Annotated in this window: 21 protein-coding genes, 1 tRNA gene and 1 pseudogene; 8 read left to right on the forward strand and 15 right to left on the reverse strand. The window is 65.1% G+C overall.

Annotation, left to right across the window (positions count from 1 at the left end):
• The first annotated feature begins 33 nt into the window (after positions 1-33).
• From ACZYW1_RS14370 to ACZYW1_RS14385, 4 genes are read left to right on the forward strand one after another with little or no spacing between them, the layout of a single operon-like run.
• On the forward strand, positions 34-1,650 hold the full coding sequence (locus tag ACZYW1_RS14370) for a flavin-containing monooxygenase (RefSeq protein ID WP_463786747.1): 1,617 nt from the start codon (positions 34-36) through the stop codon (positions 1,648-1,650).
• 5 nt (positions 1,651-1,655) lie between these two features.
• Positions 1,656-2,432, forward strand: a complete 777-nt coding sequence (locus tag ACZYW1_RS14375) for a glucose 1-dehydrogenase (RefSeq protein WP_463786749.1) — start codon at positions 1,656-1,658, stop codon at positions 2,430-2,432.
• A gap of 20 nt (positions 2,433-2,452) precedes the next feature.
• Complete coding sequence (locus ACZYW1_RS14380) at positions 2,453-3,244, forward strand: SDR family NAD(P)-dependent oxidoreductase (protein WP_463786751.1); 792 nt, start codon at positions 2,453-2,455, stop codon at positions 3,242-3,244.
• Entirely contained in the window at positions 3,241-4,110 is an 870-nt protein-coding gene (locus ACZYW1_RS14385; RefSeq protein ID WP_463786753.1) for an alpha/beta fold hydrolase, read from the forward strand. Before ACZYW1_RS14380 ends, ACZYW1_RS14385 begins: the two co-directional genes overlap by 4 nt.
• On the opposite strand, the gene ACZYW1_RS14390 is transcribed toward ACZYW1_RS14385, so the two are convergent.
• The 4 genes and pseudogenes from ACZYW1_RS14390 to ACZYW1_RS14405 form a co-directional block, all read right to left on the reverse strand.
• On the reverse strand, positions 4,103-5,650 hold the full coding sequence (locus tag ACZYW1_RS14390) for an LCP family protein (RefSeq protein WP_463786755.1): 1,548 nt from the start codon (positions 5,648-5,650) through the stop codon (positions 4,103-4,105). The genes ACZYW1_RS14385 and ACZYW1_RS14390 overlap by 8 nt on opposite strands.
• A gap of 219 nt (positions 5,651-5,869) precedes the next feature.
• The gene (locus ACZYW1_RS14395; RefSeq protein WP_463786757.1) at positions 5,870-6,616 is read right to left on the reverse strand and encodes an MBL fold metallo-hydrolase; all 747 of its coding nucleotides are present in this window, start codon (positions 6,614-6,616) and stop codon (positions 5,870-5,872) included.
• A 10-nt stretch (positions 6,617-6,626) separates the two neighbouring features.
• A pseudogene (locus tag ACZYW1_RS14400) lies at positions 6,627-7,749 on the reverse strand (phosphotransferase).
• A gap of 36 nt (positions 7,750-7,785) precedes the next feature.
• Positions 7,786-8,262, reverse strand: a complete 477-nt coding sequence (locus ACZYW1_RS14405) for a hypothetical protein (RefSeq protein WP_463786759.1) — start codon at positions 8,260-8,262, stop codon at positions 7,786-7,788.
• A 109-nt stretch (positions 8,263-8,371) separates the two neighbouring features.
• Between ACZYW1_RS14405 and ACZYW1_RS14410 the strand changes: the two genes are divergently transcribed.
• Positions 8,372-8,447 (forward strand) — tRNA-Thr (locus tag ACZYW1_RS14410).
• Positions 8,448-8,629: 182 nt separating this feature from the next.
• Here ACZYW1_RS14410 and ACZYW1_RS14415 read toward each other — a convergent pair.
• Positions 8,630-9,373 carry a hypothetical protein gene (locus ACZYW1_RS14415; protein WP_463786761.1) on the reverse strand — a complete coding sequence of 248 codons (744 nt, stop codon included), beginning with the start codon at positions 9,371-9,373 and terminating at the stop codon, positions 8,630-8,632.
• A gap of 128 nt (positions 9,374-9,501) precedes the next feature.
• Between ACZYW1_RS14415 and ACZYW1_RS14420 the strand changes: the two genes are divergently transcribed.
• Genes ACZYW1_RS14420 through ACZYW1_RS14430 form a run of 3 tightly spaced genes read left to right on the forward strand, consistent with a single transcriptional unit; the run spans position 9,502 to position 12,337 of the window.
• Positions 9,502-10,218, forward strand: coding sequence for a response regulator transcription factor (locus tag ACZYW1_RS14420; protein ID WP_463786762.1), 717 nt, complete (start codon positions 9,502-9,504; stop codon positions 10,216-10,218).
• A 4-nt stretch (positions 10,219-10,222) separates the two neighbouring features.
• The gene (locus ACZYW1_RS14425) at positions 10,223-11,662 is read left to right on the forward strand and encodes a sensor histidine kinase (RefSeq protein WP_463786763.1); all 1,440 of its coding nucleotides are present in this window, start codon (positions 10,223-10,225) and stop codon (positions 11,660-11,662) included.
• Positions 11,663-12,337 carry a hypothetical protein gene (locus tag ACZYW1_RS14430; protein ID WP_463786765.1) on the forward strand — a complete coding sequence of 225 codons (675 nt, stop codon included), beginning with the start codon at positions 11,663-11,665 and terminating at the stop codon, positions 12,335-12,337. It abuts the gene before it with no gap.
• Here ACZYW1_RS14430 and ACZYW1_RS14435 read toward each other — a convergent pair whose 3' ends face one another.
• The 10 genes from ACZYW1_RS14435 to ACZYW1_RS14480 form a co-directional block, all read right to left on the reverse strand.
• Positions 12,338-12,748 carry an HIT family protein gene (locus tag ACZYW1_RS14435; protein WP_463786767.1) on the reverse strand — a complete coding sequence of 137 codons (411 nt, stop codon included), beginning with the start codon at positions 12,746-12,748 and terminating at the stop codon, positions 12,338-12,340.
• A 30-nt stretch (positions 12,749-12,778) separates the two neighbouring features.
• Entirely contained in the window at positions 12,779-13,657 is an 879-nt protein-coding gene (locus ACZYW1_RS14440; RefSeq protein WP_463786768.1) for an SDR family NAD(P)-dependent oxidoreductase, read from the reverse strand.
• A complete protein-coding gene (locus tag ACZYW1_RS14445; RefSeq protein WP_463786770.1) occupies positions 13,657-14,079 on the reverse strand; it encodes a nuclear transport factor 2 family protein in 423 nt (140 codons plus the stop codon). The genes ACZYW1_RS14440 and ACZYW1_RS14445 overlap by 1 nt, the downstream gene beginning before the upstream one ends.
• 5 nt (positions 14,080-14,084) lie before the next feature.
• Positions 14,085-15,212, reverse strand: coding sequence for an NDMA-dependent alcohol dehydrogenase (locus ACZYW1_RS14450; protein WP_463786772.1), 1,128 nt, complete (start codon positions 15,210-15,212; stop codon positions 14,085-14,087).
• Positions 15,213-15,331: 119 nt separating this feature from the next.
• Positions 15,332-15,883: a nuclear transport factor 2-like protein gene (locus ACZYW1_RS14455; RefSeq protein ID WP_463786774.1), complete on the reverse strand. Its 552-nt coding sequence runs from the start codon at positions 15,881-15,883 to the stop codon at positions 15,332-15,334.
• Between the two features lie 14 nt (positions 15,884-15,897).
• Positions 15,898-16,098, reverse strand: a complete 201-nt coding sequence (locus tag ACZYW1_RS14460; RefSeq protein WP_463786776.1) for a ferredoxin — start codon at positions 16,096-16,098, stop codon at positions 15,898-15,900.
• An 8-nt stretch (positions 16,099-16,106) separates the two neighbouring features.
• Positions 16,107-17,462 (reverse strand): cytochrome P450, encoded by a 1,356-nt coding sequence (locus tag ACZYW1_RS14465; protein WP_463786778.1) that lies wholly within the window; start codon positions 17,460-17,462, stop codon positions 16,107-16,109.
• The gene (locus ACZYW1_RS14470) at positions 17,459-18,286 is read right to left on the reverse strand and encodes an SDR family oxidoreductase (RefSeq protein ID WP_463786779.1); all 828 of its coding nucleotides are present in this window, start codon (positions 18,284-18,286) and stop codon (positions 17,459-17,461) included. The genes ACZYW1_RS14465 and ACZYW1_RS14470 overlap by 4 nt, the downstream gene beginning before the upstream one ends.
• On the reverse strand, positions 18,287-19,501 hold the full coding sequence (locus ACZYW1_RS14475) for a cytochrome P450 (RefSeq protein WP_463786781.1): 1,215 nt from the start codon (positions 19,499-19,501) through the stop codon (positions 18,287-18,289).
• Positions 19,498-20,112: a TetR family transcriptional regulator gene (locus tag ACZYW1_RS14480; RefSeq protein ID WP_463786783.1), complete on the reverse strand. Its 615-nt coding sequence runs from the start codon at positions 20,110-20,112 to the stop codon at positions 19,498-19,500. Before ACZYW1_RS14480 ends, ACZYW1_RS14475 begins: the two co-directional genes overlap by 4 nt.
• Positions 20,113-20,229: the final 117 nt, after the last annotated feature.

Genomic DNA, 20,229 nt, shown 5'->3' on the forward strand with positions numbered 1-20,229 from the left:
GGCCTCAGTAGTGCCTTACCTACAGTGCTCCTTGTGACGGTTGACGAACCTCTGGACGCAGCGGTGGTGGGCGCCGGGTTCGCCGGTCTGTACGCGCTGCACAAACTCCGCTCGCAAGGGTTGTCGGTCCGGTTACTCGAGGCCGCGCCCGATCTCGGCGGCACCTGGTACTACAACCGTTATCCGGGGGCGCGCTGCGATGTGGAGAGCGTGGACTATTCGTATTCGTTCTCCGACGAGCTCCAGCAGGAATGGAATTGGACGGAGAAATACGCCGGCCAGGCAGAGATCCTGCGCTACCTGAACTGGGTTGCCGACAAGCTGGACCTCCGCCGCGACATCACGGTGAACGCCCGGGTGGTGTCGGCGGTATTCGACGAGTCGGCGATGCGGTGGACAGTGACCACCGCCGACGGGGACGTGCTGACGGCACGCTTCTGTGTGATGGCGACCGGCTCGCTGTCGGCTGCGCTGACCCCGGACTTTCCGGGGCTGGCGGAGTTCAGCGGCGAGATCTACCACACGGCGCACTGGCCGCACGAACCTGTCGACTTCACCGGTAAGCGGGTCGCCGTCATCGGAACGGGATCGTCTGGCATTCAATCGATTCCGATCATCGCCGAACAGGCGGCCCAGCTCTACGTCTTTCAGCGGACCGCGAACTACAGTGTCCCGGCCGGCAACCGTCCGCTGTCGGCCGAGGATCTGGACGCGGTCAAGGCGACTTACCCCGAACGACGGCGATTGTCCTGGCGCAGCGGCGGTGGCTCACCGCACGTCACGGCGCCCCGCGCAACGCTCGAATACGACATGCGGGAGCGCCGTGCCGCCTTCGAAAAGCGTTGGCAGCTCGGCGGTGTGCTGTACTCAAAGACCTTCCCCGATCAGTTGACCGACCTGGCGGCCAACGAGGAAGCGCGCCGGTTCTACGAGGAGAAGGTCCGCTCGGTCATCGAGGATCCGGCCCTGGCCGACCTGTTGATCCCGACCGATCATCCGATTGGCACCAAGCGTATTTGCACCGACAGCAACTACTTTCAGACCTTCAACCGGCCCAATGTCAGTCTGGTGAGCGTCCGCGCCACGCCCATCGAACGCATCGATGCGGCCGGTATTCGCACCGCCGATGCACACTACGACGTCGATTCCATTGTCCTGGCCACCGGTTTCGACGCGATGACCGGCGCACTGGCCCAAATTGACATCGTCGGTCGTGGCGGCTCGACACTGCGGGCCGACTGGGAACATGGCCCACGCACCTATCTCGGACTGGGCGTCGACCGATTCCCCAACCTCTTCGTGATCTCCGGGCCCGGTGCGCCGGCCGTGTTGGCCAATATGGTGCTGCACGCCGAGGCGCAGGTGAATTGGATCGCCGGTGCCATCCAGTACCTCAAGGACCACGACTACGTCGCGATGGAACCGACCACAGACGCGGTAGACGGTTGGGCCGCGGAACTTGCGCGCCGGGCCGAGGAATCGTTGTTCACCAAAGCCAATTCGTGGTACATGGGAGCTAACGTTCCGGGTAAGCCGAGAGTGTTCATGTTGTTCATCGGTGGCTTCGCCGCGTACAACGACATCTGCGCCGAGGTCGCGGACTCCGGCTACAAAGGATTCGCCCTGGTCAAGCCTGATGGCAGAAAGTGATTGCGATGCAGAGTAATTCAGGTCAGCTGGCCGGCAAGGTCACGCTGATCAGCGGCGGGGCGGGCGGGCTGGGCGCCGCGTTCGCCCGGCTGATCCTCGAGCGCGGCGGCAGCGTGGTGCTTGCCGACCTGCTCGACGACGAGGGCGCCGCACTGGCCGCCGAACTCGGCCCTCAGGCCCGCTACATCCACCTCGATGTCACCGACGCCGAGCACTGGGAGGCGGCCGTGCGATTCACCCTCGAGGAGTTCGGTTCGCTGACCGGGTTGGTCAACAACGCCGGAGTATCGACCGGGCAACTGCTGGAGTTCGAGCCGCTCGCACACTTCCGCAAGGTGGTGGACATCAACCTGACGGGGGTGTTCAACGGCCTGCAGTCGGTCATCAAGCCGATGCGCGACGGTGGTGGCGGATCGGTCGTCAACATCTCCTCTGCGGCAGGCATGTTCGGCCTGGCCTTCACCGCGGGCTACGGCGCGTCGAAATGGGGTGTACGTGGATTGTCGAAGATCGCCGCTGTCGAATTGGCGCCGGACCGCATCCGGGTGAACTCCGTACACCCCGGCATGGTGTACACCCCGATGACCGTCGACATCGGCATCCAACCCGGCGAGGGTAACTACCCCAACACCCCGATGGGACGGATCGCGGAACCAGGCGACATCACCGGCGCCGTCGGCTTCCTGCTGTCGGATGACGCCGCCTACGTGACCGGCGCCGAGATCGCCGTCGACGGTGGTTGGACCACTGGTCCGACGATGAAATATGTCATGGGACAGTGACCTTGGACAGGAGTGCTCAGATGAATCGACTATCGGGTAACCGGATCCTGGTGACCGGCGCGGCCTCGGGAATCGGTCAGGCGACCGCGCTGCGTCTGCTGGACGAAGGTGCCGCGGTCGTCGGCGCTGACGTTGCCGCCGACGGCCTGGAGAAGACCCGCGCCCGAGCCGCGGAGGCCGGTACCGAAGAGCGGCTGACCACGCTCGAGATGAACATCAGCGACGAGGGTTCGGTGGTCGAGGGTGTGCGCTCGGCGGTCGGCACACTGGGAGGTCTGGACTCGGTGGTGAACGCCGCCGGCATCCTGCGCGCCGTGCACACCGAACAGATGGCGCTGGAGCAGTGGAACCAGATCATCGGGATCAATCTGACCGGAACCTTTCTGGTGGTCCGGGAGGCCATCCCGAGCCTGCTGCAGAACTCGCGCAGCGCGATCGTCAACTTCAGTTCCACGTCTGCGTCGTTTGCCCACCCCTACATGGCGGCCTACGCGGCTAGCAAGGGTGGCGTCCAATCCTTCACGCACGCACTGGCACTGGAGTATGCGAGCAAAGGGCTCCGCGCGGTCTGCGTGTGCCCGGGGAGTATCAAGTCCGGAATCACCGATGCCACCGGCGGATACATCCCCAAGGATGCGGATTGGGGTCTTTTCACCCGGTTGATGCCGATTCTGCCGACCACGGAGGAATCCAGTGGCACCGGCATGGCTGCCCCGTCCGCGGTGGCCGGGGTGATCGCGATGCTGGTGTCCGACGACGGTGCGTTCATCACCGGCACCGAAATCCGCATCGACGGTGGAACCCACGCGTGAGCCTGACGTACGAGGACACCCTTCGCGAGATCAGCACCGGCGCCGGCGTTCTGCGCTATCACGAGGCCGGCCCGAGTGAGGGTCCAACGTTGTTGCTGTTGCACGGCTCGGGCCCGGGTGTCACGGGCTGGCGGAATTTTCGCGGCGTGCTGGACACCTTCGCCCGGTCCTTCCGCTGTCTGATTCTGGAATTCCCCGGCTTCGGTGTCAGCGACGACTTCGGCGGTCACCCGATGATCACCGCGCTGGATGCCGTGGTGCGGTTCGTCGATGCACTTGGATTGAAAACCGTTGACATCGTGGGTAACTCGATGGGTGGTGGCGTTGGGATCAACTATGCGATCGCCTACCCGGAGCGGGTGCGCCGGCTGGTCACCATCGGCGGTATCGGCCGCAACATCCTGACCCCTGGTCCCGCCGAAGGCATTCGGTTACTGCAGGAGTTCACCGACAACCCCAGTCGTGAGGGGCTAATTCGCTGGTTGCATTCGATGGTCCATGACCCGGCGATCGTGACCGAGGAGCTCATCGAGGAGCGGTGGACTCACGCCACCGACCCGGCGACGTTGGCCGGCGCGCGCCGGATGTACGGCAAGAAGGCGTTCGCGCAGATGATGGAGGCTATGGAGTCGTCCAAAGGTCCGCAACCGTGGGCCGTGATGCACCGGGTCCAGGCGCCGACGCTGATTACCTGGGGCCGGGACGACCGAGTCAGTCCGCTGGACATGGCGCTGCTACCGATGCGGACCATCCCCAACGCCGAGTTGCACGTCTTTCCCAACTGCGGTCACTGGGCGATGATCGAGGCCAAAGAGGCTTTCGAAAGCACGGTGTCGGCGTTTCTGCTGCGAGAAAGCGTCAGTTGACGCAGGGGACTCCACCACCACCGATCGGCACGCCTCGATCGGGTGTCGGATCAGTGGTGGTAGTGGTGGTCGCGGACTTCCACCCGTAGTTGCCGTAAATCGATGCCGGCGTGGTGGGTTCGGTCGTGGACTCGTCCTGGCTGGGAAGCGAGAAGCTGTCGTCGACGACCACTTGGACGTGCCCGAATTGCAGTGTGCGATTTGGCTTGTCGGGTGCATCGATGCCGAGCATAGTGGCCAGTTCGTGTGCGTCTGTGTCCGCGCCCGGCGCGTATTCGATTGTGGTCGTAGTGGGTTCACCACGCACCCGGTCGCGTACCGAGCCGGTGTTGTAGCCGTCGTGCTTGAGCGTGCGCGCCAGCTTGCTGGCCAGGCCACCGACGCTGCTGGCGTTCACCACGTCGACGACGGTCGATGGATCAGGCATGCCGCCGACGGTCGTCGACGCCGTCGATGATGTCCCGAAGGCCGATGCCACTTCCGCTTTGATCGCGGCGGGATCGACGATGTTGACGTCCTGGCCGTTGATGTTGTCGTAACGCACCACCGGCAGCGTCCGGTACTCGACTGATCCACCGGCGAGCGCGCCCATTTTGCGGAACATGTCCTCGTCCCAACCGGCCGACAGCACAACGTCTTTGCGTGCCACCGCCATCAAGCCTTTCAGCTTGCCGAGGTTGGTGAAGGTGCCGGTGTCCTGGAGTTGGTGCATGACCGAGGAGAGGAAGGCCTGCTGGCGGTGTGTCCGATCGAGGTCGCCGTTCTCCAGGCCGTGGCGCTGCCGGACGAACGCCAGCGCCTGTGCGGCATCCAGAGTCTGCGGACCGGCCGGGAAGTCGGCGCCGGAGTACTCGTCGTACACAGCGTGTTTCAGGCAGACGTCCACTCCGCCGAGGCTGCTGGCCAGGTCGTAGAAGCCGGCCAGGTTGACTTCGGCGAAGTAGTCGATCGGTGCGCCGGTCAACTGCCGCACTGCCTTCAGCGTCGCCGTGCGGGCGGCCTCGCGGCCCTTGGTCTCCAGCTGCTTCTGGTCGCCGATGCCCTTGTTGATCATTTTCTGTTCGACGTACTGCTTGGTGAGCCCGTACGCCTCTTTGATCTTGATGTGGTTGTAGCCGGGGACTCCGCTGAAGGACACCCAGTCGTCGCGGGGGATGGAGAACGCGGACACTTTGTTGTCGGGTCCGATGTGCGCCAGGATCAGCGTGTTGGTGTTGTAGCCGCCGTCGTCGGAATCACCGGCGTGCAGATGCTTGAGCAGACTCCAGGGCAGGTCGTCACCGTTCTGGTCTTTGCGGGAGTCGAGTCCGATCAAAAGGATGTTCATTCCGTCGCCGCTGGACTTCGGATCCTCGGGGCTCAGCGCCTGCGACACGGTGATGCCGCTGAGCACCCCGTGCGCCATCCAGTAGCCGGACCCGGTTGCCAGCAGGGCCGCGGCAGCGACCACCGCGCCGACCGCATGGACCAGCGTGCGGCGCCGGGATCTCGGCGTCGCAAGCTGGCGATGCTTGGGGTTGGACTGCTGCAGTGCTCCCACCAGAATCTCGACTGTCTCAGGGGCCGCGCCGGACCGGGATGAGTGTGCTCAGGCGCTGATTGGTACTTAGCGTCTAGTATGCGGCAGCTTGCTGAGGATCATCCTGTGAGCCAGGTAACCGCAGACGACTCACAGCAGCGTCAAAAAGCCGCTGATCAGCGGCGATAGCTGGAAATAGCATTGCTGGGCAACCGTACCAATTGTGGCCAAATCGTGCCGTCAGAGCTCGAGAATGACCCCATCGGCGGCCGGCAGGGTGGCGTCGAAGTGGGCCTGAGCCGCTTCGGCGGTGCGTTCGGCCACCCCGGGCAGGGGATGGTTATGGGTGATCAGCAGGCGTTCCACACCGGCCTGAGCAGCGATCGTCCCCGCCTCCTCGCCAGAGGTGTGACCCCGCTCAGCCGCAGTGGGCTCCCACGCCTCGTGCAGCAGTGTTGCCACACCCGTCACATGCCGAACGGTCGCTGGGTCGAACTCGGTGTCGGTGCAGTAGGCGAAGCGGTCACCGACCCGCAACCCGGCCGATGGCAGTGGATGGCGGGTCTGCTCCCACGTCTGGATTTCATGTCCGGCGAAACTCAGCGTGTCCCAACCCAACTCAGCCCAGCGGGCTGAGGCGAGCGGGGACGTGGTCTGGAACGGAGAGGCCAGAAGCTGCCCCTCCACGATCGAGCGGGTGGGCCGGCCGTAGGCCATCGAACCCGGGCCGGCAATGGTGAGGTCGCGGCCGCCCAGCGACCGTGCGCTGACGAAACCCAGCCCGGTCACGTGGTCGAGATGAAAGTGGCTCAGCACCACCGTCACCGACTCGATGCCGTTGAGCAGAGACGGGTTGATGTGCAAGGCGCCGAAACCGGTTCCGGCGTCGAGGATCAAAGCCTCGGTTCCAGAGGTGATCAGGTAGCAGCTGGTCTGGCGGGAGCTGGTGGGAATCCAGCCACCGCTGCAGAGCACCGTCATCCGCATGACGAGAAATCTACGTCGCCAGCGATTGCCTCAGAGCGGCGACGGTCCCCAAGTCGGCCAGCGCGGCCACTCCGCGCCGAACTCCTTCCAGGGCAATGCCTTCGTCCTGCATGCCACCCATTCCGGCGGTGATCACCGGCGCCACGTAGGCGTACAGCGCGCCCTGTCGGTAGCGCAGCCAGAGTTCGTCCGCGTCGAGCTCCGGGCCGTCGGCGGCGGCCAGCGCGGACCGGTAGACGGCGAGCAACTCGCGTTCGCAGGATTGCCGCTCGGCGGTGGTCATGCCCGTGACCAGCGTGTAGGACAGCTCGCGGCCGGGGTGTCCGCGCCGCATCGCCTGCCAGTCGAGCAGTCCGGCTGCACCGTTGCGGAAGTAGACGTTGCCCGGGTGTGCGTCGCCGTGCATTACGGTATTCGGTTGCCCGTCAATCAGTTTCGCAACACTTCGGTAGTTGTCGATGATGAACCGACCGCCTTCGACCGCAATGTCGGTTCGCGCCGACAGCCGACGTGCCGAAGTGTTCAGCAGCGGCGCCGTCAGCAACGAGGTGTGATCGCCGGACGCGGAATACAACCATCGACTTGCGTTGGCAGGCAGGCGTTCCCAGAACTTCGCGTGCAACGCGGCCAGCAATTCGACGATCCCGGCCGCCTGGTCCTTGTCGAGGGGATGCAGCGTGTCGGGAAAGACGCAAGGGTCGACCGCGAGGTCTTCCAGCACCAGGACGAAGCGACCGGTCAGCGGGTCGAAGGCCGATCCGTACGACGCGGGCAGGCCGGTGAGTTGGGGCGCGAGTTCGCGATAGAACATCACCTCGGTCGCGGGCCAGCCGGCCGAGTTCGCCCATCAGCCGGGTGGCAACGGTCTCGGCGGGCATCTTGACGAACACCGAGTCCGGAACGCCGTCGCCGGTCAGTGCCAGCCTGGCGCGCGACGACGTGCCGGCGTCGCCGTCGATGACGGACACCGAGTCGACCCGTCGCCCCATGATCGCGGAGAGTGCCCGGGCGTCGAGTTCGTCGATCGATCGCGGCAGCGGGCGCAGCCCGCCGACGACGGCGTCTGTCGTGACGCGCTGCACGCCGCGGGCCAGATGTGTTGCCAGACCCAGGACCGACGCGACGTTGCTCACCGCTGCATCGTTACAAAAAGCGGGACTTCTGTAAAGTTATCGCGGAGTGCCCGGATTCAGATGATCGGTGCCCGGACCCGGTGTCGGGCTGGACCCGGCAGGCGCGGGACTCACCGGCTTGGTCGGACTGGTCGGGCTGGTCGGACTTGTGGGGCTGGTCGGACTTGTAGGGCTGGTCGGACTGGTCGGACTTGTGGGGCTGGTCGGGCCGGCGGCTCCCGGCGCCGGTTCGGCGCCCGGTGGGGTGGCTCCCAGTCCAGGGCCTACGCCACACCAGTCCTGTACATCCTGTGTGTACTGCTCGAGCGGCGGCGGGCAACGGTAACCGAACGGGAAGTTGGCGCCGGCGTTGAGCAGATCGCAGGGAATCAGGACCTGCTTGCCCTTCTTCGTGTTCGACACGCACTTCACCGGTTGGCCCGGCGGCACCGATGGATCGGCGAGAGCCGGGACCGGAAGTGTCGCCGCTGCCAACACAGTGCCGAGCGCCAAGGCGAGACGGCGGTAGATCATGAGTACTCCTCTTGCGCCTTCGACTCGCGCCTCGGGCGGTTTCAACGAGGGCCCACTGCGGTGGCGTCACCCCATCGTAGAATTGCCGTGGCTCGTCGAGCCAAGCGCCGCCGCGTTAGCTCAGTTGGTAGAGCATCGCTCTTGTAAAGCGAGGGTCGAGAGTTCGAGTCTCTCACGCGGCTCCACTGTGTCCGTACCGACGAATGCGTCATCACACGTCCACTCGCTGTCCCGGTGCGGAGTTGCTTTCGCAGGCGGGCCGCCCGAACAGGGCGAGAAATCGCGGCAGCGGCCGCTACTACCGGCGGCAGCGATACGCGCAAGGCCAGTCGTACTGACGCTCCCGCCGCCCGGCGGGCCTAACGGCTCACTCGTCTTGGGCTGAGGGGTCGTGGTCGATTACCCGCTGCGACCGCACCGTTCGCGACGTGCCCGGCCGCCGCGGGCGCCGGCCGGGTAACGGAATCCGGTCGGCGATGTTGCTCAGCGGATTGACCACCAAGGTCAGCGACATCACCGCATCCTGCAGTGTCGCGATAGCCGGTTCGAGGGCTTCCATCCCGGGCGCGAGACGAGCCAGCGTGTCGGCAACGTCGGCCAGCTGCTCGAGCGGTCCGTTGCGCGCGGTCAGCTTGTCGATCAGACCGCCTTCGGACAGCAAGCGATCCGCCAGCCCGTCTTCGGCGAGCACGCGGTCGATCAGCCCGTCGTTGGCGGTCAGCTGATCGACCAAACCGCCGGGCTTCAGCGCCCGCTCGAGCCCGCCACCTTCGGCGGTCAGCCGGTCGAGCAGTCCGCCGTCCGCTGTCAGCATGTCGACCACCCCGCCGGGACGAAGTAGTCGATCGATCGGGCCGTCGTTGGCGATCGCCCGTCCGAGTGGTGCATCGTCGTCCAACAGGCGGGCCAGTCGGTTGGCCCGCGCCATCGCATCGTCGATACCGAGCAGGTGCGCGAACTGGTTGCCCCCGCCGGTCGGGCCGGTGTCGCCCAGGCTGCGGTGGGCCATTCCGAGCGCGGTGGTCGCAATGCCCACCCCGGCATCGGCGGCGGCGAGTCCGACCCGCACGGGCGCGGTGGCGAGGCTGATCAGACTCTTGCCGACGTTCATCCCCAGAGTGTATTCAGCCGGGGTCGAATCCCGTGGTCGTTGGCCGTGATCAGGCTTACAACGAACTCACAGCTTGGGCACAGCCGGTTTGCAGACATTCTTCAGCTACATGAGAGGAAATTGACTTCATGTCAGCAGCGATGCAAGAAGCAGCACCGGAGGCACGTGTCCTCGTCGTCGACGACGAGGACAATATCGTCGAGCTACTGTCGGTCAGCCTCAAATTCCAGGGCTTCGAAGTCCACACCGCCACCGACGGAGCGTCGGCTCTGGATCTGGCGCGTGACGTCAAACCTGACGCGGTGATCCTCGACGTGATGATGCCCGGCATGGACGGCTTCGGCGTGCTGCGCCGTCTGCGCGCCGACGGTATCGACGCGCCGGCGTTGTTCCTCACCGCCCGAGACTCCTTGCAGGACAAAATCGCCGGTCTGACCCTGGGCGGCGACGACTACGTCACAAAGCCGTTCAGCCTGGAAGAGGTGGTCGCACGACTGCGGGTTATTTTGCGGCGCACCGGAAAAGGCGTGAACGACAACCACAACGCGCGACTCACCTTCGCCGACATCGAGATCGACGAGGACACCCACGAAGTGTGGAAAGCCGGTGAAGCGGTCTCGTTGTCGCCGACAGAGTTCACCCTGCTGCGTTATTTCGTGATCAACGCCGGCACCGTTCTGAGCAAGCCGAAGATCCTGGATCACGTGTGGCGCTACGACTTCGGCGGCGACGTCAACGTGGTCGAGTCCTACGTGTCTTACCTGCGCCGCAAGATCGACACCGGCGAGAAGAGGCTGCTGCACACCCTGCGCGGCGTCGGCTACGTCCTGCGGGAGCCTCGCTAATCGCATGGCACGCCATTTCCGGATCGAGTTGCCGCTGCGCGTTGCGCTGGTGGCCGCCACCTTGTTGTTGGTCGCCTGCGGCCTGACCGCGTCCGGCATCGCGGTGACCTCGATCCTGCGCCAGCACCTGATCCAACGGGCCGACCAGACGCTGGAGGAGGCGTCGCGCGGCTGGGCGCAGGCGCCGAAGGGCGCGCTGAAGGTGCCGCACGACGCCAACCTCGACCGCCCGCCGTCGAACTTCTACGTCCGCAGCCTCACCGCGGATGGGCGCGGCCGAACGATCATCAACGACCGCCACGCCGAACCTGTGCTGCCGGCCAGCAACGACGTCGGACCCGAGCCGACGACGGTCGGATCCGTGGACAACTCCGGCGTGCAATGGCGGGTGGTGTCGATGCGCGGCCCCAACCGACTGGTCACCGTCGCCTATGACCTCTCCGAGATCCAGCACATCGTCCGGTCGTTGGCCTGGTTGCAGCTCGGCATCGGGGTGGCGGTGCTGCTGGTACTCGGTCTGGCCGGATCGTGGGTGGTCACCCGAAGCTTGCGACCACTGATGGAAGTCGAGCAGACGGCAGCGGCCATCGCCGCGGGTCAGCTGGATCGTCGTGTGCCCGAGCGTGATTCACGTACTGAAGTCGGACGGCTCTCGGCGGCGCTGAACGGCATGCTCGCCCAGATCCAACGGGCGGTGGCCGCGTCGGAGGCGTCGGCGGAGAAGGCGGTCAACTCCGAAGACCGCATGCGCCGGTTCATCACCGACGCCAGCCACGAATTGCGGACCCCGTTGACCACGATGCGTGGGTTCGCCGAGTTGTACCGGCAGGGTGCCGCGCGCGACATGGAGATGGTGATGTCGCGGATCGAGAGCGAGTCGCGCCGGATGGGTCTGCTCATCGACGACCTGCTGTTGCTGGCCCGACTCGACGCCCAACGGCCCATCGAGCGCAAACGGGTGGACCTGCTGGCGCTGGCCACCGATGCCGTGCATGACGCGAAGGCCGTCTCGCCCGGCCGGGTGATCGCCATCGACGTGATGGACGGGCCCGGTACCCCGCAGGTGCTCGGCGACGAAGCCCGGCTGCGCCAGGTGGTCGGCAACCTGATGACCAACGCCCTGCAGCACACGCCGGACACCGCCGAGATCACCGTGCGGGTAGGCACCACCCCCGAGGACGCCATCCTCGAGGTCGTCGACAAAGGACCCGGGATGAGCAAGGAGGACGCGCTGCGGGTCTTCGAGCGGTTCTATCGCACCGACTCCTCGCGCACCCGAAGCAGCGGCGGCACCGGGCTGGGGCTGTCGATCGTGGACTCGCTGGTGCACGCCCACGGCGGGACGGTGAACGTCACCACGGCGCCCGGACAGGGCTGCCGATTCTTCGTCAGTTTGCCGCGGGTAGCGGAAGTACCCGCCGTGGCCGCCGCGGCCAGGACGTAGATGACGACGCCCGGCGGAGAAGACTCGGTACCCGCGATCGCGGCGCTGTTCGAGGCCGAACGCACTGAGGTGCAAAGCATTCTGGGCCATGCCTTGTCGCTGATCAGCATTCTGGTGGCCTATTCGACCGTGGTCGGCGCCGCCTGGGTGACCAGGCCGGACACCGTCCCGCATGCTTTGGTTCCGGTGGTCCCGAAACCGGTGTGGCTGGTGATCGCTTGGCAGTCGCAGCTCAACAGTCGGCTCTTCGCTCACAATCAAGCGGTCGTGGTGCTCGAACAGCGGCTGCTCGATCACGTACCGAGCATCACCTACCCGACCAGGCTGTGGCTCGGCCATACCAGCGGACGGCTGGTGACTGAGGTCCCAATACTGTTGCGCGGAAAGCGATATGCGATGGCCGCGGCGTCCGTCATCACCTATGGAGGGCTGCTCTGCATCGTGCTGGCTTTGACGGTGGCGAGCGTGGTGGTGCCGATCTTCGTCAACCACGACTGGCAGCAACTCGCCGCGGCCATGGCCGTCGTCTACGCGGTCGTCCTACTCCTGCTGGCGGCCTCGTACAAAGCGACGTTCGGGATCTCCATCGACACGATGGACGAGGGGGCGAGTTCCGCCCACCGGTCGTTTCCTGATCTGTTCAAGACCCGGCATGGTCACCGGGGCACCAACTGATCAGCCCGTCGTCAACTCGACCAGCGCTTGGGTGATTTTCGACTGCGCTTCGTCGAGTGACTCCGGGGATGGGTTGCGGTCGACATTGGCAAACCCGAAGTCGCTGAGGCTCTTTGCCGGGAAGACGTGGACGTGCAGGTGCGGCACCTCGAGGCCGGCAATGATCACCCCGGCGCGTTCGGCGTCGAACGCCCTGGTGACCGCCTTGCCGATCAACTGAGCGACCGACATGACGTGGCCGAAGGTGGCTGGGTCGATGTTCTGCCACTGGTCGATCTCTGCCCGCGGCACCACCAGCGTGTGTCCCTGGGTCATCGGCTCGATGGTCAGGAAGGCGACGACCTCGTCGTCTTCGTACACGAACCGCCCGGGAATGTCGCCGTTGATGATCTTGGTGAAAACTGTGCTCATGGCTCCAGCATATGAGCCGTCGGCTGCTGCTCAGCCGGCTCCACCGTCGAACATCGCGGAGATCTCGTTCACGGTCCACGGCGGCGAGTCGTGATGATCGCGGTAGCCGACCAGTGTCGCGGTCGATTTCGGGAATTGGCCGATGAAACCGCCTGATGCAGCGAGTATTTCGCCGGTGAGATGCTCGGACAGGTCGCTGGCGAGATACACATAGGTCGGCGCGGCGTAGTCGGGTGCCGCGACATCGAGCGATCCGTGCATGGACACGTCGTCCAGCAGCCCCCGCCGGTTCAGCGCGGTGATGTGAGCGACGTAGTCCGCCCCGGTGGACAATCGCGTCCTGGCGCCGGGGCACACCACGTTGGCGCGCACCCGGTGCTCTTTCAACTCGGCGGCGATCGCCAGGGTGAGGCTGTTGACCGCGCCCTTGCCGGCCGGGTAACCGGTGCCGCCGTAGTCGCCGAGGAACGCGAACGAACTGCTGTTGACGATGCTTCCGCCACCCTGTGCCACCATTCGTGGTGCCGCGGCGCGGCAGGTCGCGAACACCGTGCCCAGGTGCGCGTCCATCAGGTCGGCGAACTGCACCGCGTCGATGTCGAGGATGGACGAGCCCGGTGGTTCGGCGATGCCGGCGCAGTTGATCAGGATGTGGATGCCGCCGAACTCGTCAATGCAGTTGTCCACCAACGACTCCGCGGCCTGCGGATCCGATGGCGAGCCGGGATGTGCGACGGCCAGGCCACCCGCGGCCGTGATCGCGCCGGCGGTGGATTCTGCAGCGTCGGCGTCCCGGCCGTTGACCACCACTCCGGCGCCATGCTGCGCGAGCAAGGCCGCGACGGCCGCGCCGATGCCCCGCGACCCGCCGACCACGACCGCGCCGCGGCCGGCGAGCAGAGGGTTCACTACTCCTGACCGAAGGTCATCATCTCGAGGTTCCAGTAGCCGCGCATGTTGGCGATCAGACCCGCGTCGTCGACGCGGTAGGTGAACACGCCTCGCACGCTGCTGGTGATCCCGTTGTCGAACTTGCTGTCCAGCACCAAGATATGCGCGACTTCGTTGGGGTCGCTGGACGGGAACGTCTCTTCGCAGGTGATCCGCAGATTGTTGGCGGCGATGTTGGTGTCGTAGAACTCCGCGACGCCGTCCTTGCCCCGCACACCGGTGCCCTCGGGGTTGGTCACCGACTTGCCGATCGGGTCTTCGACCACTACGTCGTCGGCCATCAACGCCAGCCAGCCCTCCCGGTCGTGGGCCTGCACGCAGCGCCACGACGATTGGGAAGCGGCCAGTGCGGGAGACTTCTCCGCAGTTTCGGCGGACATGACGGTTACCGGTCGGCGTCGGTGAAGCGGATGACGCCGCGAATGTTCTTGCCCTCCAACATGTCCTTGTACCCGTCGTTGATCTGCTCCAGCTTGTACTGGCGGGTGATCATGTCGTCGAGGTTCAGCTTGCCTGCCTTGTACATCGCCAGCAGCTGCGGGATGTCGAACTGCGGGTTACCGCCACCGAAGATGGTGCCCTGCAGGTTCTTCTGCATCAGAGTCAGCATCGCCAGGTTCAGGTTGACGTTGTTGTCCACCAGGCTGCCGATGGCGGTCAGCACGCAGGTGCCGCCCTTCTGCGTCAGGATCAGGTAGTTGTCGACATCGGCGCCGTGCAGTTCGCCGACCGTGACGATCACCTTGTGGGCCATCAGGCCGTAGGTCACTTCCATGATTCCGCCCATGGCGGCGAAGATGTCGGGGTAGACGTGCGTCGCGCCGAACTTCAGAGCCTGGTCACGCTTCCACTCGACCGGGTCGATCGCGAAGATGTAGCGCGCACCGGCTGTGACGGCGCCTTGCAGTGCCGCCATGCCGACACCACCGACGCCGACGATCGCGACGTCCTGGCCCGGGCGAATGTCAGCGGTGCGAACCGCCGAGCCGTAGCCGGTGGTGACACCGCAGCCGACCAGGGCGGCAACCTCGAACGGCACCGTCGGGTCGATCTTCACCACGGAACTCTTGTGTACGACCATCCAGGGCGAGAAGGTGCCCAGCAGGGTCATCGGGAAGACGTCTTTGCCCTTGGCCTGAATGCGGAAGGTGCCGTCGGATACCGCGGCACCGTTGAGCAGACCGGCGCCCAGGTCGCACAGGTTGCGCATGCCGGCCTGGCAGGTCGGACAGTGACCACACGACGGGATGAACGACAGCACGACGTGATCGCCGACGGCGATGTCCTCGACGCCCGGGCCCACCTCGGTCACGATGCCGGCGCCTTCGTGACCACCGAGAACCGGGAAGCCGCCCATCGGGATGCCGCCGGTGACCAGGTGGTGGTCGGAGTGGCACATGCCCGCCGCTTCCATCTGGATTTTGACTTCATCCTTCTGCGGGTCGCCGATCTCAATTTCCTCGATCGACCAGGGCTGATTGAACTCCCAGATCAGCGCGCCTTTGGTCTTCATCGTGAACCTGCTTTCGTCGTTGAAACGTCGGTTGAGAACGGCCCAGCTCCACGCAAGCAACCGCTTGGTTGAGTGTAGGTCAGCGGGTGATCCTGGTCACCAGGGGAGCCGAGTGTGGCTCACCAGATGGGGACCGGTGCCTGGCCCAGCGGGTAATAACCAGGCAATTTCTCGCCGGCAACGCTGCGTTCGATCCGTTTCTGCATGCCGTCGCTGAGGTCGCCGGACTCGATCAGGTTGCCGAACATCTTCGCGACGTGGCCGAAGTCGAAGAAGTCGCGTTGCCATTCGATGAGCCCGTCGTCGTCGAGCCGGAACCAGCTGCCCCCGATGCCGTAGATCTCGTCCTGGCTGCCGTCGGTCTTGTTGACGATCTGCTTCCAGAAGCCGACGATCTCGCCCTGCTTCTCGTCGATGAGCACCTTCTGGTACTCGTACACCCAGTTCTCCAGACCTTCCATTTCCAGGCCCAGCGCGATGTCGCGGATCTCGTCGACTCCGACGCACATCACGTCTTCCTTGGGTCCGATGTTCCAGCCGTAGGTGGCCTCAGGGGCGTAGAAGTCACCGAGCGGCCGCCAGTCGCCGGCTTTTTCGCAGTCCTTGTTGGCCTGCAGCCAGCTGTCGACCCAGGCTTCGAGTTTCTCCCGTGAGTGTGACGTCGTGGACATAGTGAGCCGTCTCCTTAATCTTCTTTGATCAAAAGGGCTTGAGTGGGGCACATATCGACCGCTCGCTCGACTTCATCGCGGGCGTCGTCACCGGGTTCGGCCTCCAGGACCTCGACCTTGCCGCGTTTGGGCACCCGGAAGTGATCGGGTGCCTCCAGTTCGCACATCGCATGGCCCTGGCACAGATCCAGGTCGACTTCGACGCGAAAACCCATCGGACGCCTTACGCCTGACGCCTGCGGTAACGAACCTTGGCCGGGCTCGCCAGCTGCACGACCATCTTGGAGTGGTCGTTGTGGTAACTGTCGGCGGGCTGCGCCATCTCGAAATCGTATTCCCGCAGCAGCACCGAGAAGATCGCTTTGATCTGCATCTGCGCGAAAGCCGCACCCACGCAACGATGCCGGCCGGCGCCGAACGGAATCCAGGTCCACCGGTTGACGGTGTCGGCCTGCTCGGGCTTGTTGTAGCGGTCCGGCTTGAACGCATCGGGGTCCGGGAAGTCCTCGGCGATCCGGTTGGAGATCGCCGGCGATGCGGCCACGAAGTCACCGTCGTGGATCGGGAAGCCGGCGACCTCGAACTCGCCCTTGGCGACCCGCATCAAGATGATCAGCGGCGGGTGTAGTCGCAAGGTCTCCTTGACCACGTTGTCCAGCTTCGGAATCGACCGCAGCGCATGGAAACTCACCTCTTGGCCGTCGGCGTACAGCTCCTCGAGTTCGGCGAGCACCTCGGCGTAGACGTCGGTGTGGCGGATCAACTCGATCAGCGTCCACGCCGACGTGCCGGAGCTGGTGTGGTGGCCGGCGAACATCAGCGAGATGAACATGCCGGTGACCTCGTCGGCCGAGAAACGCGGTTCGCCCTGCTCGTCTTTGATCGACACCAACACGTCGAGCATGTCGCGGTCGGCCTTGTCGGCCGGCGGGTTCGCGATGCGGTGATTCATGATCTCCTGCACCAGTGCAACAAGTTTCACCCGCGCCTCGTCGCGACGCTGGAAGCTTTCGATGGGCAGGTACGGATCGACGTAGCACAGCGGATCGGTGCCGCGCTCCAATTCGTGGTAGTACTCGGCGAACCGGTGATCGAGTTGCTCGCGGAACTTCAGGCCGATCAGGCAGGCCGTCGAGGTGTAGATGGTCAACTCGGAGAAGAAGTCGAGCAGTTCGATCTCGCCCTCGTCACCCCAGTCGGCGATCATCTTCCGGACTTCACCCTCGATGGTGGCGGCGTGGCCCTTCATCTGCTCGCCGCGCAGCGCGGAGTTGTGCAACATCTCCTTGCGCCGTTCGGGACTGGCGTCGAACACCACGCCCTCACCGAAAATCGGTGTCATGAACGGGTATGCCTCGGCCTGGTCGAGATCTTCGTCGGCGGCCCGGAAGAAGAACTCGTTGGCCTCGGCTCCGGACAGCAGGATGACGTGCTTGTCGACGAGCTGGAACCACCCGACGTCGCCGCACTCGTCGCGGATCCGCTGCATCAACCCGATCGGGTCGGTCCGGAACTCCTCGAGGTGCCCGTGTTCTTCCTCGCCGCCGGACACCCGTGGCACGAGCGTGGTTGACGTCATTGTGCTGGCATCCCTTCGTCGCCGAGGGCGAGTTTCTGCCGGTCGGTTTTATCGGCCAACGGAGCCTCGGGCTGGAGTTCCATGTTTGCGATGAAGCCGCCGCGTGGTGTCTCGGCGACAAACGTGATGGCGCGCCCCAAATCTGCTGCGCGCAGGAAGTAGTCGTGGCGGGCCTGGCCCCACTTCGCCCAATCATCGAGTGCCGGGCCGATCTTCTCGGCGGGCAGGCTCCAGCCCATCGAGGTCTTGGTCGGGCCGGGGTGCACGATCGACGCCCGCACACCGGTGCCCTCGAGTTCCATCTGGAAGTTGTTGACCATCGCCAACAGGGCGGCCTTGGCAGCGCCGTAGGCGCCCATGTGCGGCCGCTGGCGCAGCGCCACGTCGGAGCCGACGAAGATCAGGTCGCCCCGCTGCCGATCGATCATTCCCGGTAGCACCGCCGCGGCCATCCGGTTGGCGCCGACGAGATGAATCTGCAGCTGCGATTCGAACTCGTCGGTGCTGATCTCGGCGAGCTTTCCGAAGTAGGTGTCACCGGCACCGGCCACCAGCACCTCGATGTCGCCCAGCGCTTCGACCGACTGCGCGACAAAGGTTTTCACCGAGTTCGGGTCGGTCACGTCGAGGTGGAAGCCGACCGCCTCGCCGCCGTCGGCGTTGATCTTGCCGACGATGTCGTCGAGCTTCTCGACCCGGCGGGCGCCGAGGGCGACCGGGAAGCCGTGGGCCGCGAGCTCGATGGCGGTGGCCTCGCCGATGCCGGAGGAGGCGCCTGCCACGATTGCTGGGCGGCGTTCGGGCAGTGGTTCAAAGCGGGGCATTCAGCGGACCTCCACGGTCATGGGTAGGTGGGCGAAGCCGCGGACGTTGCTGGAGTGGACGCGGACCGAGTTGGCCTCGTCGACTTCGTAACCGCGGATGCGGGTGAACAATTCGGTGAGAGCGACTCTGGCTTCCATTCGGGCCAGGTGGGCGCCGAGGCAGAAGTGCGCACCGCTGCCGAAACTCAACAACTTCGAACCGATGTCGCGCCCGATGATGAAGTCGTCGGGTTTGTCGAAAACGCGTTCGTCGCGGTGCCCCGATCCGGGCAGCAGCAGCAGAACGTCGCCGTCGGGAATGGTGGTGTCGTACAGGGTGAGCTCACCGGCGACCGAGCGGGCCAAGATCTGGCTGGAGGTGTCGTAACGCAGGGTCTCCTCGACCCACAGCGGTACCCGCGACAAGTCGTCGTAGACCGGTTTCAACTGATCCGGATTGTGGTGACCCCAAAATGCGGCGTTGGCAAGCAATTTGGTGGTGGTCTCGTTGCCGGCGATCACCATCAGGAACATGAAGCCCAGCACCTCGTCATCGGTCAGCCGGTCGCCGTCGATCTCGGCTTCCAGCAGGGCCGAGGTCAGATCGTCGGTCAGCTTCGTGCGCCGCTCGGCCACCATCGTCTGGTAGTAGACAATCAGATTCAGCGAGGCTTCGATGGCTTCCGGCGGGACGTCGGTGACACCGTCCGCCCGGTGCATCACGCCGTCGGCCCAGGCCCGAACCTGATCGCGGTCCGCGTCGGGAACACCCATCAACTCGGAGATCACGTCCATCGGCAGCTTGCCGGCGAACTCGTCGACGTAGTCCACCGCGACACCGGAAGCGGCCTTTTCCAACATGACGTCGAGGTGCTGGACCGCGATCTCGGTGACACGCGGCTCGAGTTCGCGAATACGCCTGGGCGTGAAGCCTTTTGACACCAGGGTCCGCAGCCGCAGGTGCGACGGGTCGTCCATGGCCAGGAACGACATGGTTTTGGAAGCGTGCGGCCCGCGCGACGCCGGGTCGAGCGAGACGCCGTATTTGTTGGACAGCGTGGTGCTGTTGCGGAAGCCCTGGTGCACGTCGGTGTGTCGGGACAGCGCCCAGAAGCCGAGTTCCTCGTTGCGATACAGCGGCGCCTCGTCGCGCAGTTGCTGGTAGTACGGATATGGATCTTCGTGGAAGTCGTAGTCGTACGGGTCGAGCAGTGGCTTGTCGATCTGAGCGGTCATCGGGCTTCCGTCTTGAGGAGGAGTCCGACCGCGTAGGCGAGATGGTCGGCGATCTGGTGGTAGGTGTAGGCGCCGCTGGCGGCGTTGACCAGCGCGCCGAAGAACGTCATCTCGAGCACCGACACGATGCGGGGCTCGGAGTCGGGCCCGATGGCCGAGGTGATGCGCCGGTGGATTTCGGCGCCGATGCGGTCACGCACGGCCCGCACGGCCGGGTCGCCACCGCCGCCGAGCAGTGCGGTGGTGCACGCGGCCGCCACTTCGGGTTCGTCCGCGACGACCAGGGCCAGGGCGCGCAGGGCTTTGTCGACCCGGGTCGGCATCGGCTCGTTCACATCGGTGAAGAACGGCACCTGGCGAACCAGATCGAGGTAGACCTCGGCGATCAGGTGGTTCTTCGAGGAGAAGTAGGTGTACGCCGTTGCCGGTGCGACCTTGGCGCGGGCTGCGACCGCCCGCACGGTCAGGTCTGCGTAAGAGGTCTCTCGCAGGACCTCGACCCCCGCCGTCAGCACTCTGCGGAAGGTCTCTTCTTGTCGACGGTTGCGTGGCGCGTCACTGGCCGGCGCGCTATTCGGTGGAGTGATGGTGACCACTGGGTCGCTGGACACTTGTCCAAGTTAGCCGATGGTCGCGACATCGTGCAAGACCCGGTCGCAAAATACCTGTTGAAGTGCGGTATTTTGCCGGTTGTGGGTGCAGGGTCTTGCGGACATCGGGGCGCGAGA

The sequence above is a fragment of the Mycobacterium sp. IDUB_36 genome, assembly GCF_055419225.1.

Bases quoted from the DNA above. Each gene is read 5' to 3' on its own strand.
- ACZYW1_RS14420 (WP_463786762.1), top strand. From the start codon at position 9,502: ATGTCAGCAGCGATGCAAGAAGCAGCACCGGAGGCACGTGTCCTCGTC.
- ACZYW1_RS14465 (WP_463786778.1), bottom strand. From the start codon at position 17,462: ATGACGTCAACCACGCTCGTGCCACGGGTGTCCGGCGGCGAGGAAGAA.
- ACZYW1_RS14475 (WP_463786781.1), bottom strand. From the start codon at position 19,501: ATGACCGCTCAGATCGACAAGCCACTGCTCGACCCGTACGACTACGAC.
- ACZYW1_RS14435 (WP_463786767.1), bottom strand. From the start codon at position 12,748: ATGAGCACAGTTTTCACCAAGATCATCAACGGCGACATTCCCGGGCGG.
- ACZYW1_RS14395 (WP_463786757.1), bottom strand. From the start codon at position 6,616: ATGCGGATGACGGTGCTCTGCAGCGGTGGCTGGATTCCCACCAGCTCC.
- ACZYW1_RS14430 (WP_463786765.1), top strand. From the start codon at position 11,663: ATGACGACGCCCGGCGGAGAAGACTCGGTACCCGCGATCGCGGCGCTG.
- ACZYW1_RS14455 (WP_463786774.1), bottom strand. From the start codon at position 15,883: ATGTCCACGACGTCACACTCACGGGAGAAACTCGAAGCCTGGGTCGAC.
- ACZYW1_RS14380 (WP_463786751.1), top strand. From the start codon at position 2,453: ATGAATCGACTATCGGGTAACCGGATCCTGGTGACCGGCGCGGCCTCG.
- ACZYW1_RS14415 (WP_463786761.1), bottom strand. From the start codon at position 9,373: ATGAACGTCGGCAAGAGTCTGATCAGCCTCGCCACCGCGCCCGTGCGG.
- ACZYW1_RS14425 (WP_463786763.1), top strand. From the start codon at position 10,223: ATGGCACGCCATTTCCGGATCGAGTTGCCGCTGCGCGTTGCGCTGGTG.
- ACZYW1_RS14460 (WP_463786776.1), bottom strand. From the start codon at position 16,098: ATGGGTTTTCGCGTCGAAGTCGACCTGGATCTGTGCCAGGGCCATGCG.
- ACZYW1_RS14405 (WP_463786759.1), bottom strand. From the start codon at position 8,262: ATGATCTACCGCCGTCTCGCCTTGGCGCTCGGCACTGTGTTGGCAGCG.
- ACZYW1_RS14375 (WP_463786749.1), top strand. From the start codon at position 1,656: ATGCAGAGTAATTCAGGTCAGCTGGCCGGCAAGGTCACGCTGATCAGC.
- ACZYW1_RS14450 (WP_463786772.1), bottom strand. From the start codon at position 15,212: ATGAAGACCAAAGGCGCGCTGATCTGGGAGTTCAATCAGCCCTGGTCG.
- ACZYW1_RS14470 (WP_463786779.1), bottom strand. From the start codon at position 18,286: ATGCCCCGCTTTGAACCACTGCCCGAACGCCGCCCAGCAATCGTGGCA.
- ACZYW1_RS14445 (WP_463786770.1), bottom strand. From the start codon at position 14,079: ATGTCCGCCGAAACTGCGGAGAAGTCTCCCGCACTGGCCGCTTCCCAA.